Source organism: Bordetella bronchiseptica (assembly GCF_900636925.1).
Classification (GTDB): domain Bacteria; phylum Pseudomonadota; class Gammaproteobacteria; order Burkholderiales; family Burkholderiaceae_B; genus Bordetella; species Bordetella pertussis.
Window position 1 is genome coordinate 1,156,430 of record NZ_LR134326.1, and the last position, 13,836, is coordinate 1,170,265.

At 66.9% G+C, this 13,836-nt stretch carries 14 protein-coding genes; 8 read left to right on the top strand and 6 right to left on the bottom strand.

Features of this window, described 5'->3' with window-relative positions; genetic code table 11:
- Positions 1-368 precede the first annotated feature (368 nt).
- Complete coding sequence (locus tag EL288_RS05475) at positions 369-641, top strand: DUF4212 domain-containing protein (RefSeq protein ID WP_003814042.1); 273 nt, start codon at positions 369-371, stop codon at positions 639-641.
- Complete coding sequence (locus EL288_RS05480; protein WP_003814040.1) at positions 641-2,707, top strand: sodium:solute symporter family protein; 2,067 nt, start codon at positions 641-643, stop codon at positions 2,705-2,707. Before EL288_RS05475 ends, EL288_RS05480 begins: the two co-directional genes overlap by 1 nt.
- Before the next feature lie 13 nt (positions 2,708-2,720).
- Here the strand turns inward: EL288_RS05480 and EL288_RS05485 are convergent, their stop codons facing one another.
- From EL288_RS05485 to trxB, 3 genes are read right to left on the bottom strand one after another with little or no spacing between them, the layout of a single operon-like run.
- Entirely contained in the window at positions 2,721-3,053 is a 333-nt protein-coding gene (locus EL288_RS05485; protein ID WP_003814037.1) for an SMR family transporter, read from the bottom strand.
- Complete coding sequence (locus EL288_RS05490; RefSeq protein ID WP_010929073.1) at positions 3,050-3,736, bottom strand: Smr/MutS family protein; 687 nt, start codon at positions 3,734-3,736, stop codon at positions 3,050-3,052. Before EL288_RS05490 ends, EL288_RS05485 begins: the two co-directional genes overlap by 4 nt.
- Positions 3,723-4,682 (bottom strand): thioredoxin-disulfide reductase, encoded by a 960-nt coding sequence (trxB, locus tag EL288_RS05495; protein ID WP_003821203.1) that lies wholly within the window; start codon positions 4,680-4,682, stop codon positions 3,723-3,725. The genes EL288_RS05490 and trxB overlap by 14 nt, the downstream gene beginning before the upstream one ends.
- Before the next feature lie 41 nt (positions 4,683-4,723).
- Here trxB and EL288_RS05500 point away from each other — a divergent pair, with 41 nt between their 5' ends.
- The 5 genes from EL288_RS05500 to EL288_RS24580 all read left to right on the top strand — a co-directional run bounded on the left by EL288_RS05500 (position 4,724) and on the right by EL288_RS24580 (position 11,087).
- Positions 4,724-7,084 (top strand): DNA translocase FtsK, encoded by a 2,361-nt coding sequence (locus EL288_RS05500; RefSeq protein WP_003814032.1) that lies wholly within the window; start codon positions 4,724-4,726, stop codon positions 7,082-7,084.
- Entirely contained in the window at positions 7,084-7,716 is a 633-nt protein-coding gene (gene lolA / locus EL288_RS05505; protein ID WP_003814030.1) for an outer membrane lipoprotein chaperone LolA, read from the top strand. The genes EL288_RS05500 and lolA overlap by 1 nt, the downstream gene beginning before the upstream one ends.
- A gap of 101 nt (positions 7,717-7,817) precedes the next feature.
- Positions 7,818-9,158, top strand: coding sequence for a replication-associated recombination protein A (locus tag EL288_RS05510; protein ID WP_010930945.1), 1,341 nt, complete (start codon positions 7,818-7,820; stop codon positions 9,156-9,158).
- A 46-nt stretch (positions 9,159-9,204) separates the two neighbouring features.
- Positions 9,205-10,560, top strand: a complete 1,356-nt coding sequence (serS, locus tag EL288_RS05515; protein WP_003814026.1) for a serine--tRNA ligase — start codon at positions 9,205-9,207, stop codon at positions 10,558-10,560.
- Positions 10,561-10,838: 278 nt separating this feature from the next.
- Entirely contained in the window at positions 10,839-11,087 is a 249-nt protein-coding gene (locus tag EL288_RS24580; RefSeq protein WP_003814025.1) for a hypothetical protein, read from the top strand.
- A 188-nt stretch (positions 11,088-11,275) separates the two neighbouring features.
- Here the strand turns inward: EL288_RS24580 and EL288_RS05525 are convergent, their stop codons facing one another.
- Positions 11,276-11,593 carry a virulence factor gene (locus tag EL288_RS05525; RefSeq protein ID WP_003814024.1) on the bottom strand — a complete coding sequence of 106 codons (318 nt, stop codon included), beginning with the start codon at positions 11,591-11,593 and terminating at the stop codon, positions 11,276-11,278.
- Between the two features lie 272 nt (positions 11,594-11,865).
- Entirely contained in the window at positions 11,866-12,381 is a 516-nt protein-coding gene (locus EL288_RS05530) for a hypothetical protein (RefSeq protein ID WP_003814023.1), read from the bottom strand.
- A 120-nt stretch (positions 12,382-12,501) separates the two neighbouring features.
- Between EL288_RS05530 and EL288_RS05535 the strand changes: the two genes are divergently transcribed.
- A complete protein-coding gene (locus EL288_RS05535) occupies positions 12,502-12,711 on the top strand; it encodes a hypothetical protein (protein ID WP_162179453.1) in 210 nt (69 codons plus the stop codon).
- 15 nt (positions 12,712-12,726) lie between these two features.
- On the opposite strand, the gene EL288_RS05540 is transcribed toward EL288_RS05535, so the two are convergent.
- On the bottom strand, positions 12,727-13,482 hold the full coding sequence (locus EL288_RS05540; RefSeq protein WP_003814021.1) for a GGDEF domain-containing protein: 756 nt from the start codon (positions 13,480-13,482) through the stop codon (positions 12,727-12,729).
- Between the last annotated feature and the right edge of the window lie 354 nt (positions 13,483-13,836).

Consider the following 13,836-nt stretch of genomic DNA (forward strand, 5'->3'; position numbering starts at 1 on the left):
TTTCGATGGCGAATTCACCGAAAATTGGCGAAAATCGGCGATGTAAGCCTCAGAAAACGGTTTTTTGCACCATATTGGTGCGTTTTATATGCATATGCGTGCGCCTTCTTAGGGCATTCCCCTAGTGTTGCCGGCCCGCTTATGGTGCAGAATCTCGTCCCATGCAGGTGAGGAGACAAAGCCCTGCATGGGCATAACCGGCGGCACCGGTATACAAATAGAAAGCGAAGCAGTACCCAAAAAAAAGCAAAACGCACAACGGCTGGCACCTCACGGGCCAGCCGTTGTCGCTTAAAAAGCCGTCGCTGACAGGCCGACCGGCACGAAGGGCTTTTCAAGTGCTGCGTTTCGCGATATTCAGGTAAGCCATGCCGGAATCCCGCGTCAAATCCGAGCCGTCCCCCGCGCCATACTGGCGCCGCAATGTGCGGCTGATCGTGCTGCTGCTGGCCTGCTGGGCCGGGCTGACCTTCGTGCCGGCCTATTTCGCGCGCCAGCTTGCCTTCGACTTCATCGGCTGGCCCTTCTCGTTCTGGATGGCTGCCTATGGCGCCCCGCTGGCCTATTTGATCCTCATCGTGATCTATGCGCTGGTCATGAACCGGTTCGATGCCCGCTCGCGCACCCGGCGGGACGACTGATGCCCTTTACCGGCAATACCCCCCAGGAATTCGAACAGCGCCTGCGCCGTATCTACACGCTGTATACGCTGGGCTTCATCCTGCTGGTGCTGCTGCTGGCGCTGGCCGAGCTCATGGGCATGGCCCGCAGCTGGATCGGCTATGTGTTCCTGCTGGTGACGGTCAGCCTGTACGCCTGCATCGGCATCGTGTGCCGGACTTCCGACCAGGTCGAATACTACGTCGCGGGCCGGCGCGTGCCGGCCTTCTACAACGGCATGGCGACGGCGGCCGACTGGATGTCCGTGGCGTCGTTCATCGGCGTGGCGGGCACGCTGTACCTGACCGGCTACGGCGGGCTGGCCTACATCATGGGCTGGACGGGCGGCTATGTGCTGGTGGCGCTGCTGCTGGCGCCCTATCTGCGCAAATTCGGCCAGTACACCATTCCCGATTACCTGGGCGCGCGCTACGGCGGCAAGCTGCCGCGCCTGGCGGGGGTGTTCTGCGCCATCCTGTGCTCGTTCACCTACCTGGTGGCGCAAATCTACGGCGTGGGCATCATCACCACCCGCCTGACCGGCATCTCGTTCGAGCTGGGCATCTTCGTGGCCCTGGGCGGCATGCTGGTGTGCTCGTTCCTGGGCGGGATGCGCGCGGTGACGTGGACCCAGGTCGGCCAGTACATCATCCTGGTGATCGCCTACCTGGTGCCGGTGGTCTGGCTGTCGGTCAAGCATACCGGCATGCCGGTGCCGCAATTGTCGGCCGGCACGGTGCTGCAGGAGATCACCGAAAAGGAAGTCTATCTGGCCCACGACCCGGGCGAGCGGGCGGTGCGGCAGTTGTGGCGCAGCCGCGCCGACGAGATGGACGAGCGCCTGCGGGCCTTGCCCGACTCGCTGGCGCACGAGAAAGACCGGCTGCGCGGCCGCCTGGCGCAACTGAACGCCAGCGACGCGCCCATGGTGGAGATCCGCTCGCTGGAGCGCGAGCTGGCCAGCTACCCGGCCACGGTGGAGGAGGCGCGCACGCTCTGGTCGCAGGCGCGCGCCGCCTTCGAGGCGCGCGCCACCCCGCCGGTGCCGCACGCGGAGCCGTTTCCGGCCGAGGATCCGCGCGAGCGCGAGAACATGCGCATCAACTTCCTGGCGCTGGTGCTGTGCCTGATGCTGGGCACGGCCGGCATGCCGCACATACTGATGCGCTCATACACCACGCCATCGGTGGGCGAGGCGCGCCGCTCGGTGTGCTGGTCGCTGCTGTTCATCCTCCTGCTGTATTTCATGGCGCCGGCGCTGGCCCTGCTGGTCAAGTACGAGGTGTACACGCAGGTGGTCGGCACCAGTTTCCTCAGCCTGCCATCGTGGGTGCACGCCTGGAGCGCGGTCGACATCCATTTGCTGGACGTGCTCGACGTCAACCGCGACGGCATCGTGCAGCTGGGCGAAATCAGCATGGGGGCCGATGTGGTGGTGCTGGCCATGCCGGAGATCGGCGGGCTGCCCTACGTCGTGTCCGGCCTGGTGGCCGCCGGCGGGCTGGCCGCGGCGCTGTCCACCGCCGACGGGCTGCTGCTGACGCTGTCGAATTCGCTGTCTCACGATACCTGGTACCGCGTCGTGTCGCCGCGCATGTCGGCCGGCCGGCGGGTGATGGTGTCCAAGATCCTGCTGCTGCTGGTCGCGTTCGGCGCGGCCTGGGTGGCCGCGCGCAAGCCGGCCGACATCCTGTTCATGGTGTCGGCGGCGTTCTCGTTCGCGGCGTCGTCGTTCTTCCCCGCGCTGGTGATGGGGGTGTTCTGGCGGCGCGCCAACAAATGGGGCGCCACGCTGGGCATGTTTGCCGGGCTGGCCGCCACCTTCGCCTACATGGCGCACACCCATCCGTGGCTGCGCGAATGGGTGTTCGGCGTGACGCGCGCCGAGCCGGTGGACCTGTGGTGGGGCATCCAGCCGGTGGCCGCCGGCGTGTTCGGCGCGCCGATGGCGTTCCTGACGATTATCGTGGTGTCGTTGCTCACGCCGCGCCCGGACTCCGCCACCGAGGCCCTGGTCGACTATCTGCGCGAGCCCGGCGGCCGCTAGCGCGGCCGCGCCTTCAGTGGCCGACGGACTTCGAGAACACGTTCATGACCACCACGCCCGCCAGGATCAGCGCGATGCCGATGATGGCGGGCAGGTCCAGGTGCTGCTTGAACAACAGCGCGCCAACCAGCGAGATCAGCACGATGCCCACGCCGGACCAGATGGCGTAGGCGACCCCCACCGGGATGACCCGCAGCGTGAGGGCCAGGAAGTAGAACGCGATCGCGTAGCCCGCCACGGTGACCAGCGAGGGGAGCAGGCGGGTGAAGCCCTCCGAGCTTTTCAGGGCGCTGGTGGCGATGATTTCGGCCACGATGGCCACCGACAGATGGATCCAGCTGTTCATGGCCTGCCTCCGGCTTCGGCCTGGCGCAGCAGCACCAGCAGCGCGCCGGCGCCGCCGCCGCGCTCCGGCGCTTCGGAAAACGCCAGGACGTCGGCCTTCTGCACCAGCCAGGTGCGGGCCTTGTCCTTGAGCACCGGTTCCAGCCCCTGCGAGCCGTAGCCTTTGCCGTGCACGATGCGCACGCAGCGGATGCCGTGTTCGAGGCATTCGTCCAGGAACGACAGCACCGCATGGCGGGCCTGTTCGACGCGCAGGCCATGCAGGTCGAGCTCGGCGCCCACCCGCCACTGGCCGCGCTTGAGGTTGCGCGCGGTGTCGGGCGCGACGCCGGCGCGCACGTAGGCCGTGCCGCCGTCGGTCAGCAAGGCGCCGATATCGCTGGCATCGGAGACGCCGGCATCGGCGCGCGGCGCCGCCTCGCCCAGCGCGGCGGCCCGGCGCGACGCCACGGCCGCGGCCGTGGCCGGCGTGGCATCGGGACGGCGGTTGGCGAGCCGGCCCGAGGGCTTGAGCGGCGTGGCGGCCTGGACCGCGCGCCGGAACGCGGCGACGTCGGCCTCGGGGGCGGCGGCCGACGCGCGGGCCGCCGCTTCGCGCTCGGCGGCCTCGGCCCGCGCCCGGGTCTCGCGCACTTGCTCGTGCAGCCGTTTCAGGTCGGCCAGCCCCGTCTTATTGCCCCGCATTCTCCAGCCACCGCTGAGCGTCCAGGGCCGCCATGCAGCCGGTGCCGGCGCTGGTGATGGCCTGGCGGTATACGTGGTCCTGCACGTCGCCGGCGGCGAACACGCCCGGCACCGAGGTCATGGTGGCCATGCCCGACAGGCCGCTCTTGGTGATGATGTAGCCGTCCTTCATCTCGAGCTGGCCTTCGAAGATGCCGGTATTGGGCTGATGGCCGATGGCGACGAAGCAGCCGGCCACGTCCAGGTCCTCGGTGGCGTCGGTCTCGGTGCTGCGGATGCGCACGCCGGTGACGCCGCTATCGTCGCCGAGCACCTCGTCCAGGGTGTGGAACAGCTTCAGTTCCATGTTGCCATTGGCGACCTTGTCCATCAGCTTGTCGACCAGGATGGGTTCGGCGCGGAACTTGTCGCGCCGGTGGATCAGGGTCACCTTGCGGCAGATGTTGGACAGGTACAGCGCCTCTTCGACCGCCGTATTGCCGCCGCCGATCACGACGACGTCCTTGTTGCGGTAGAAAAAGCCGTCGCAGGTGGCGCAGCCCGATACGCCGCGGCCCATGAAGGCCTGCTCGCTGGGCAGCCCCAGGTACTTGGCCGAGGCGCCGGTCGCGATGATGAGCGCGTCGCAGGTGTACAGGTTGCCGGTGTCGCCGGTCAGGGTGAACGGACGCCTGGAGAGGTCGACCTTGGCGATATGGTCGAACAGGATTTCGGTGTTGAAGCGCTCGGCGTGCTGCAGGAAGCGCTGCATCAGGTCGGGGCCCTGCACGCCCTGCACGTCGGCGGGCCAGTTGTCGACTTCCGTGGTGGTCATCAGCTGGCCGCCCTGGGCCAGGCCGGTGATGAGCGCGGGGCTGAGATTGGCGCGCGCCGCATAGACGGCAGCGGTGTAACCGGCGGGGCCGGAACCCAGAATCAGGACTTTGGCGTGTTTAGGCGTAGACATGGCAGGTATCTTTAGGATAACGCCCAATTATAATGAGCCGCATGCCGCGTATTTCGAATGCTACTCCGCGCGCCTCGCGCAACACCCGCAACGGGCCGTCTCCCTTTCAAGCGCGCATCTCCGCGCTCCTCAGGGAGGCCCGCTGGATCCTGTTCGCCGCGCTGGCCGCCTGGCTGACCCTGGTGCTTGCCACCTGGAGCCCGGCCGACCCTGGTTGGTCACATTCTGTTTCCGGTGACGCCATCCACAACGGCGGCGGCACGCTGGGCGCCTATCTCGCCGATATCCTGCTGTACCTGTTCGGATTTTCCGCCTGGTGGTGGGTCGTGCTGCTGCTGCACCGCGTGCGCGCCGGCTACCGCCGCCTGGCCAGCAACCTGCGCGTCACCAGCGGCAAGCAGCCCGACGCCTTGCCGCGCGTGCACTGGGAAGAGGGCATCGGCTTCGTGCTCCTGCTGACCGGTTCGCTGGGCATCGAGGCGCTGCGCCTGTACAGCTGGGGCATGCACCTGCCCGGCGGCACCGACGGCGAAAGCGGCGCCGGCGGCGTGATCGGCCAGATGCTGGCCGGCTGGCTGTCGCGCGGCGTGGGCTTTACCGGCGGCACCCTGGCCCTGCTGGTGCTGCTGGCGGTCGGCCTGAGCCTGTTCTTCTCGTTTTCGTGGCTGCAGATCGCCGAACGGGTCGGCAGCTGGCTCGAAGGCCTGGTGCGGCGCGTGCGCGATTCGTACGCCGCGCGCGAGGACCGCAAGGTCGGCGAGGTCGCCAAGGCGGTCCGTACCGAGCAGGTGGTGGCCAAGCAGGAAAAGCTGGTGCACGAGCAGCCCGTGCGCATCGAGCCCGCCATTACCGTGGTGCCGCGCTCGGATCGCGCCGAGAAGGAAAAGCAGCAAAGCCTGTTCGCGCCGCCGGCCGGCGAGAGCGACCTGCCGGCCATCGGGCTGCTGGATCCTCCCCTGCAGAACCAGGAAACCGTTTCCGCCGAGACGATCGAATTCACCTCGCGCCTGATCGAGAAGAAACTGGCCGATTTCGGCGTTTCCGTGGTCGTGGTGGCGGCGCAGGCCGGCCCGGTGATCACGCGCTACGAGATCGAGCCCGCCACGGGCGTGAAAGGCAGCCAGATCGTCAACCTGGCCAAGGATCTGGCGCGCGCGCTCAGCCTGGTCAGCATCCGCGTGGTGGAAACCATCCCGGGCAAGAACCTGATGGGCCTGGAGCTGCCCAACCCGCGCCGCCAGATGGTCAAGCTGTCGGAAATCCTCGGCTCGCAGACCTACCATGCCAGCCATTCGGTGCTGACCATGGCGCTGGGCAAGGACATCGCCGGCAACCCGGTGGTGGCCGACCTGGCCAAGATGCCGCACTTGCTGGTGGCCGGCACCACCGGCTCGGGCAAGTCGGTCGGCATCAACGCCATGATCCTGTCGCTGCTCTACAAGGCCGACGCCAGCCATACCCGGCTGATCCTGATCGACCCGAAGATGCTCGAGATGAGCGTCTACGAAGGCATTCCCCACCTGCTGGCGCCGGTGGTCACCGACATGCGCCATGCCGCCAACGCGCTGAACTGGTGCGTGGGCGAGATGGAAAAGCGCTATCGCCTGATGAGCAAGATGGGCGTGCGCAACCTGGCCGGCTACAACAGCAAGATTCGCGACGCCATCAAGCGCGAAGAGCCCATTCCCAATCCGTTCTCGCTGACGCCGGACGCGCCCGAGCCGCTGCAGGCGTTGCCGCATATCGTGGTGGTGATCGACGAGCTGGCCGACCTGATGATGGTGGTGGGCAAGAAGATCGAGGAGCTGATCGCCCGGCTGGCGCAGAAGGCCCGCGCCGCGGGCATCCACCTGGTGCTGGCCACCCAGCGCCCCAGCGTGGACGTGATCACCGGCCTGATCAAGGCCAACATCCCGACCCGCATCGCCTTCCAGGTGTCTTCCAAGATCGACTCGCGCACCATCCTGGACCAGATGGGCGCCGAAACCCTGCTGGGCCAGGGCGACATGCTGTACATGCCGCCGGGCACCGGCCTGCCGGTGCGGGTGCACGGCGCGTTCGTGCACGACGACGAGGTGCACCGCGTCGTCGAGGCGCTCAAGGCGCAGGGCGAGCCCAACTATATCGATGGCCTGCTCGAAGGCAGCGAAGGCGAGACCGGCGATGGCCTGAGCTCGGTCACCGGCATGGGCGACGCGGAGTCCGATCCGATGTACGACCAGGCCTGCGAAGTGGTGCTCAAGCACCGCCGCGCCTCGATCTCGCTGGTGCAGCGCCATCTGCGTATTGGTTACAACCGTGCCGCACGGTTACTCGAACAGATGGAGCAGGCGGGTATGGTGTCGCCCATGCAATCCAACGGCAACCGGGAAATCCTGGTGCCGGCCCGAGAGGAAGCCTGATGCACATGATCCGCCGCGCCGCCGGCGCGCTTGCCGTTTTCGCCGTGGCGGCCCTGGCCGCCGCGCCGGCCTGGGCCGCCACGGCCCAGGAGCAGCTCGACACCTTCGTGGCCACCGTCAAGGGCGCCACCGGCTCGTTCAAGCAATCGACCGTCAGCCCGCAGGGCGCCACCCAGCCCGCGCAAAGCGGCACTTTCGCGTTCCAGCGCCCGGGCAAGTTCAAGTGGGCCGTCCAGCTGCCGTACGAGCAACTCATCGTGTCCGATGGCAAGCAGGTTTTCCAGTACGACCCGGACCTGGCGCAGGTCACCGTGCGCCAGGTCGATCAGGCCATCGGCACGTCGCCCGCCGCCATCCTGTTCGGCGCGGGCCAGCTGGGCCAGGCGTTTGCCGTCAGCGCGCTGCCCGACCGCGACGGCCTGCAATGGCTGCGCGCCAAGCCGCGCAACGCCGACGCGGGTTTCTCGCAGGTCGATATCGGCTTGCGCGACAACCAGCCCGCGCGCATCGAACTGGTCGACGCCTTCGGGCAGACCACGCGCGTCGAGCTGTCCAACCTGCTGCCCGGCGCCGTGCCGGCCTCCGAATTCCAGTTCACCCCGCCCCAGGGAGTGGACGTGGTGAAGATGTAGGGCCGCGACGCTCTGCGTCGCGCGCAGGGCAATCCTGCGGGCCAAGGCCGCCGCATGGTGTAATGCGCGTTGGATCCGCCCGTGTTTTTTTCCTGCTGTCCATGAGCAACGACCTGTTCGCCTCCGATCCGGCCCATCGGCCCTATGTGCCGCTGGCCGAACGCCTGCGGCCCCGTACGCTGTCCGATGTGGTCGGGCAGTCGCATCTGCTGGGGCCGGACAAACCGCTGCGCGTCGCGTTCGACTCCGGGCGGCCGCATTCGATGATCTTCTGGGGCCCGCCCGGCGTGGGCAAGACCACCCTCGCGCGCCTGATGGCAGACGGCTTCGATGCGCAGTTCATCGCCATTTCGGCCGTGCTGGGCGGCGTCAAGGACATTCGCGACGCAGTGGTGACCGCCCAGGTCGCGCAAGGGCAGGGGCGCCGCACGATCCTGTTCGTCGACGAGGTGCATCGCTTCAACAAATCGCAGCAGGACGCCTTTCTGCCGTATGTGGAAAGCGGCCTGTTCACCTTCATCGGCGCCACCACCGAGAACCCTTCCTTCGAGGTCAACTCGGCGCTGCTGTCGCGGGCGCGCGTCTACGTGCTGCAGTCGCTGTCGGCCGAGGAGTTGATGCAGCTGGTCGACCGCGCCGTCGCCGCGCTCAACGAGGGCCTGGAGGACGGGCAGCAGATCCGCTTCGAGGCCGAGGCGCGCGAGCAATTGGCGGCCTGGGCCGACGGCGATGCGCGCCGCCTGATCAGCGCGGTCGAGGTGGTGGCCGAGTCCGCCCAGGCCGCCGGGCGCGACAGCGTCGACGCGGCCTGGCTGGAAACCTCGCTGTCGCAGAACCTGCGCCGTTTCGACAAGGGGGGCGACGCCTTCTACGACCAGATCAGCGCGCTGCACAAGTCGGTGCGTGGCTCCGACCCGGACGCAGCGCTGTACTGGCTGGCCCGCATGCTCGACGGCGGCGCCGATCCCAAGTACCTGGCGCGCCGCCTGGTGCGCATGGCGATCGAGGATATCGGCCTGGCCGATCCGCGCGCCACCGAGCTGGCCGTCAACGGCGCCGACATCTACGAACGCCTGGGTTCGCCCGAAGGCGAGCTGGCGCTGGCGCAGGCGGTGGTCTACATGGCCTGTGCGGCCAAGTCCAATGCGGTCTACAACGCGTACAACGCCGCGCGCAAGTTCGCGGCCGAGCATGGCAGCGCGCCGGTGCCCTTGCATCTGCGCAATGCGCCCACCAAGCTGATGAAGCAGCTCGGCCATGGCAAGGCATATCGCTATGCCCACGACCAGCCGCATGCCTATGCCGCGGACGAGCAATATTTCCCCGACGGCCTCAATCCCACCTTCTACCGGCCGACCGACCGGGGGCTGGAGGCTAAAATCCAGCAGAAGCTGGCATTCCTGGATGAGCTTGACGCCCAGGAACGCGCCAGGAAACGGTAGCGGCGCGACCGCCGCCGCCGTGAATGCCAACCCTTACTGACACACCATGCTAGATCCGATACTGCTGCGCAAAGACCTGCAAACCGTCGTCGACCGCCTCAAGAGCCGTGGCGTCGATTTCGACATCGCCCGGTTCAACGAGCTGGAGTCCCGCCGCAAGGCTGTCCAGACCGAAACCGAGTCGCAGCAGGCGCGCCGCAATGCCTTGGCCAAGCAGATCGGCCAGCTCAAGGGCAAAGGCGCGCCCGAAGCGGAAGTGCAGGCCGTGATGGCCGAGTCGCAGGCCTTGCCGGCCCGGCTCAAGGCGCTCGAGGACGAACTGGCGCAGACGCAGGCGCAACTCAACGACCTGCTGATGTCCGTGCCCAACCTGCCGCACGCCAGCGTGCCGCAGGGCGCGTCCAGCGACGAGAACGTCGAGGTGCGGCGTTGGCTGCCGGGCGCGGCCGACGAGCGCGGCAACCCTGCGGCGCTGGGTTTCGAGGTGCGGGATCACGTGGCGGTGGGCGAGCCGCTGGGCCTGGATTTCGATCTGGCCGCACGGCTGTCGGGCGCGCGCTTTTCTTTCATGCGCGGCCAGATGGCGCGCCTGCACCGCGCGCTGGCGCAGTTCATGCTGGACTTGCAGACGGGCACGCATGGCTACACCGAGTGCTACACGCCCTACATCGTCAACAGCTCGACCTTGTTCGGCACCGGCCAACTGCCCAAGTTCAAGGACGACATGTTCTTCGTCACCAAGGGCGGCGGCGACGACGAGCCCAAGGTCGACGAGCAGGGCAACCCGCTGGCGCGCGAAGACCAATACCTGATCTCGACCTCGGAAATCACCCTGACCAGCGTGGTGCGCGAGACCATCGTGGCCGGCGCCGACCTGCCGCTGCGCCTGACCGCGCATACGCCGTGCTTCCGCTCCGAAGCCGGCAGCGGCGGGCGCGATACGCGCGGCATGATCCGCCAGCACCAGTTCGACAAGGTCGAGATGGTGCAGATCGCCCATCCCGAGCATTCGTACGAGGCGCTCGAGGAAATGGTCGGCCATGCCGAGCGCGTACTGCAGCTGCTGGAGCTGCCGTACCGCGTCATGCTGCTGTGCACCGGCGACATGGGTTTCGGCTCGGCCAAGACCTACGACCTGGAGGTCTGGCTGCCGGCGCAGGATACCTGGCGCGAGATCTCCTCGGTTTCCAACTGCGAAACATTCCAGGCGCGCCGCATGCAGGCCCGCTTCCGTAACGCGCAGAACAAGCCCGAATACGTGCATACGCTCAATGGGTCCGGGCTGGCCGTGGGCCGCGCCCTGGTGGCCGTGCTGGAAAACTGCCAGCAAGCCGACGGCAGCGTGCGGGTGCCGGCAGTGCTGCAGCCCTACATGGGCGGCCTGACCGTTCTCGAACCTTGAGACGGCCGCGCCGCACGTGAACCAGAAACGGAACCCGCGGGTTCCGTTTTTCATTTCGGCGGGCCGCCATGCGCGTATTGCAACGGCGCGCAACTGGTACAAACGCGGCCGGGGGTTTTCCCGGGTTAGCCACAAATTTGTCGCTTTTGGCAGGTAATCTCCGTAGAACAGCCTAAGTTGATGTGAATAAATGTGTACCGGCAATAAACAGGGCCATATCTGCGGCAAAATATCGCCTGGCAACACGTCCCCTTCATTTCAATAAAGGAAGCTGTTTTATGACTTCGCGAATGATTGGCGATTTTCGCGTCAGGTGTACCGTCGTTCAGGAAGAGGGCAATCAGTACAGCGTGCAGATCTGCACGCGCCGCGTCGGCGGCAATGCGCCCGAGAAATGCTGGACGGTGCCGGGCCAGGTTTCTTACCAGGACCGCGAGGACGCCGAGCGAACGAGCCAGCAGATCTTTGAAAGAATCAATGGAGTACGTTTCAATGGTGAACCGGAATTCGCACACGCGTCCGCATAACGGCTGGTGGAAGGCCTCCAGCGCGCCGCGCCGCTGGCTTGACGCCATGCGCAGCGACAAGCCCGCCGAGGGGCAGACGGCCGCGCCAGCCGCCAAGGTCCCGGCCGAACAGGCCTGAACCCAGCCGTGCCGCAAAAAAAAGGCCGCCCATCCGGGCGGCTTTTTCATTGATTTGCGGCGATCGCCGGTCAATCGCGCCAGTGGCCGCGGCCATGGCCGCGGTGGCCGCGATGGCCGCGGTCATAGTGCCGATGGCCCTTGTAGTAGCGGGGGCCGCCATAGTAGACGGGCGCCGGATACACCACCTGCGGGCGCACATAGACCGGCGCCGGGTAGTGCACCACGGGCGGCGGGGCATACACCGGGGCGGGCGCCACATACACGGGCGCCGGGTACACCACGCCCGGAATGCCGATCGACACCCCGATATCCACACGGGCCAGGGCGGCGCTGGAGAGCATGAGTCCGGCAGCGCCGATGCCGGCAGCAACGAACCACTTTTTCATTTTTCACCTGCCTTGCTGCGCGTGCAGCCAAGTTGACTAATCGACGGGCCTATTCTCGGCTGTTTTGCGCGTAAATTTGTGAAAACAGCCCCCGCAATGGCGACAATCCGCAACCGCCCGCAGTCCGGGACGCCGGCGTTTGCTGCGTTGCGGCAAATTTATCCCGCTGGGGCGGGCGCGGCTTTGAAATGGGTTGAAACGCGGGGGGAGCCAAGGCGGGCCCCAGGTGGGGTTACATTTCCACACCTTGCGTGGCCTGCCCGCCACGAGGATCAATGCCCGTTCTGGTTCAGCAGACGGAATTCCAGCACCCATACCCAGGGGTTGGCCGCCCAGGCGCGCGCGCCGTAGCGTTCGCACCAGGCCAGCGCAAACGCGGCCTGGGGCGGGGTTTCCGGCAGGAATTCATCCAGCCGGGATGCGGCGGCGAAGCCTTCGGCCGCCGCGTCGGCCTCGTTGATGGCCTGCAGGCGCTGGATGCGCACCCCCATGAGGATAGCCCGCCCGAACGGCTGGCCCGATTCGTGGGCCAGGTCGATCAGGTCGCCTGGCTTGCCGTAGGGACATACCAGCCATTTCGATACGGTCTGTGCGGGGGTCGCGTCATCCGGGCGAGCCGTGGCGGCGATCCAGCGTTCGGCGTGCGCGGGGTCGCAGTACCAAAGCGTGGCGGCCGGCGGGGGCTGCGGCTTGACGATCCGGCGCGTCTGCCGCTGCTTGCCGGCCTTGATGGCTTGTATCGACGCGCTCGCGAACACGAGCGGTGACGTACGCGGGCCGGGTGTCATGTGTGGCAGTATGCGCGCAATCGCCCCCTGGGGACACTGGCGTTTCGTCCAGGCAACGTTGTTCCCGGCGCTCTTGCGCTGCGTCAAGCCATGTGCATGTCTTGTTTGTATACTCGAGGCATGATGAATACGACCCACGACCTCAAGCCCGGGTACTACTGGTACACCATGGAAAACGATCCGTTGGCCATCATTCATATCCATGAAGATGGCGGCGCGACGTTGATGGGTACCGACTACCGCGTGGAGCCCGAAGGCGTCGCCAGCATGATCCGCCAGGGCGAACGTTTTTTCTGGATCGAACCGCCGGTCATCAGCCAGGAAGGCTGACCGGCCCGCGGGCCGTTATGCGCCAGCCGTGCGGCTGGCGATCAGGTGCAGGCGATTCTTGCCGGCCTGCTTGGCCCGGTAGAGCGCCCGGTCCGCATCGCTGTAGGCCTGCTCCCAGGTCAACGAGACGCCGGGAGCGATCCACGCCAGACCGAAGGTGGCCGTGACATGGCGCGGCCCGTGCGGCGTGTCCAGCGGCGCAATGGCGCGTATCGCGTCGAGCACGCGCTGGGCCTGCGCCAGCGCCGCCGACGCGCTGGGCGCCGACAGCACCGCGGCGAACTCGTCGCCGCCCACCCGGCACAGGTCGTCGCTGGTGCGGCGCATGCAGCGGCGCGCCGCCAGCGCCACGCGGCGCAGCAGGTAGTCGCCCGCGAAGTGGCCGTGGCGGTCGTTGATGGTCTTGAAATTGTCGATATCGAACAGGCACAGCGCCAGCCCGCCGCCGCGCACGCGTTCGCGCAGCGCATCGCGCAGCATGGTGGCGAAGTAGCGCCGGTTGTACGCCCCGGTCAGGTCGTCGGTCAGCGCCAGGCGGCGCAGCCGCGCATTTTCCAGCTCGAGCGTGTCGACCTGCGCCTGCAGTTCCTGCAGCGTCGCGGCGCCGGATACCGGCGGCTGCGGATAGCGGCGCCGGGGCAGGGCCGCTTCGGCGCGCAGGTAATTGGCGCTGGCACGGCAGCTGGCACGCGAGGACTTGCGCTGATCGTTCATGATGAGTGGCGGACGCCCGGTCATGGATGTGGCGTCGGCGTTGTCCAGCCTCGCCATCGCAATCCCTCCGGTTCTGATAAGTCGCATGTTGTTTTTCGGAGCAGGGGTTTCCGTTACCGGTGGGATGTCGATCCCACCACCAAGCGTAGGCTACGGCGTTTTGCTTGAAACCTCTACGGTTCGGCTGTCAACAATTGTCAATACGCGATTTCCCGCTTTTCAGGCTGCTTCAACGTAGCGTCCATCGCCTTCGCCGGCCTTGCGCGCATGCGCTGGTTCTCTCGAAGTGTTCGCCCGGCAGGGCGAGCTGAGTTATCGCCGCCTGGCGGCAGGAAGCGGCCCATCGCAAGAGTGTGATATATGTCACGTCTTATTTTGCACACAGGGGCGGGTAGGTGGGCGCGACGCGTG

Coding starts and splice junctions, on each gene's coding strand:
- EL288_RS05475 (WP_003814042.1), top strand. CDS start 369: ATGCCGGAATCCCGCGTCAAATCCGAGCCGTCCCCCGCGCCATACTGG.
- EL288_RS05480 (WP_003814040.1), top strand. CDS start 641: ATGCCCTTTACCGGCAATACCCCCCAGGAATTCGAACAGCGCCTGCGC.
- EL288_RS05485 (WP_003814037.1), bottom strand. CDS start 3,053: ATGAACAGCTGGATCCATCTGTCGGTGGCCATCGTGGCCGAAATCATC.
- EL288_RS05490 (WP_010929073.1), bottom strand. CDS start 3,736: ATGCGGGGCAATAAGACGGGGCTGGCCGACCTGAAACGGCTGCACGAG.
- trxB (WP_003821203.1), bottom strand. CDS start 4,682: ATGTCTACGCCTAAACACGCCAAAGTCCTGATTCTGGGTTCCGGCCCC.
- EL288_RS05500 (WP_003814032.1), top strand. CDS start 4,724: ATGCCGCGTATTTCGAATGCTACTCCGCGCGCCTCGCGCAACACCCGC.
- lolA (WP_003814030.1), top strand. CDS start 7,084: ATGCACATGATCCGCCGCGCCGCCGGCGCGCTTGCCGTTTTCGCCGTG.
- EL288_RS05510 (WP_010930945.1), top strand. CDS start 7,818: ATGAGCAACGACCTGTTCGCCTCCGATCCGGCCCATCGGCCCTATGTG.
- serS (WP_003814026.1), top strand. CDS start 9,205: ATGCTAGATCCGATACTGCTGCGCAAAGACCTGCAAACCGTCGTCGAC.
- EL288_RS24580 (WP_003814025.1), top strand. CDS start 10,839: ATGACTTCGCGAATGATTGGCGATTTTCGCGTCAGGTGTACCGTCGTT.
- EL288_RS05525 (WP_003814024.1), bottom strand. CDS start 11,593: ATGAAAAAGTGGTTCGTTGCTGCCGGCATCGGCGCTGCCGGACTCATG.
- EL288_RS05530 (WP_003814023.1), bottom strand. CDS start 12,381: ATGACACCCGGCCCGCGTACGTCACCGCTCGTGTTCGCGAGCGCGTCG.
- EL288_RS05535 (WP_162179453.1), top strand. CDS start 12,502: ATGATGAATACGACCCACGACCTCAAGCCCGGGTACTACTGGTACACC.
- EL288_RS05540 (WP_003814021.1), bottom strand. CDS start 13,482: ATGGCGAGGCTGGACAACGCCGACGCCACATCCATGACCGGGCGTCCG.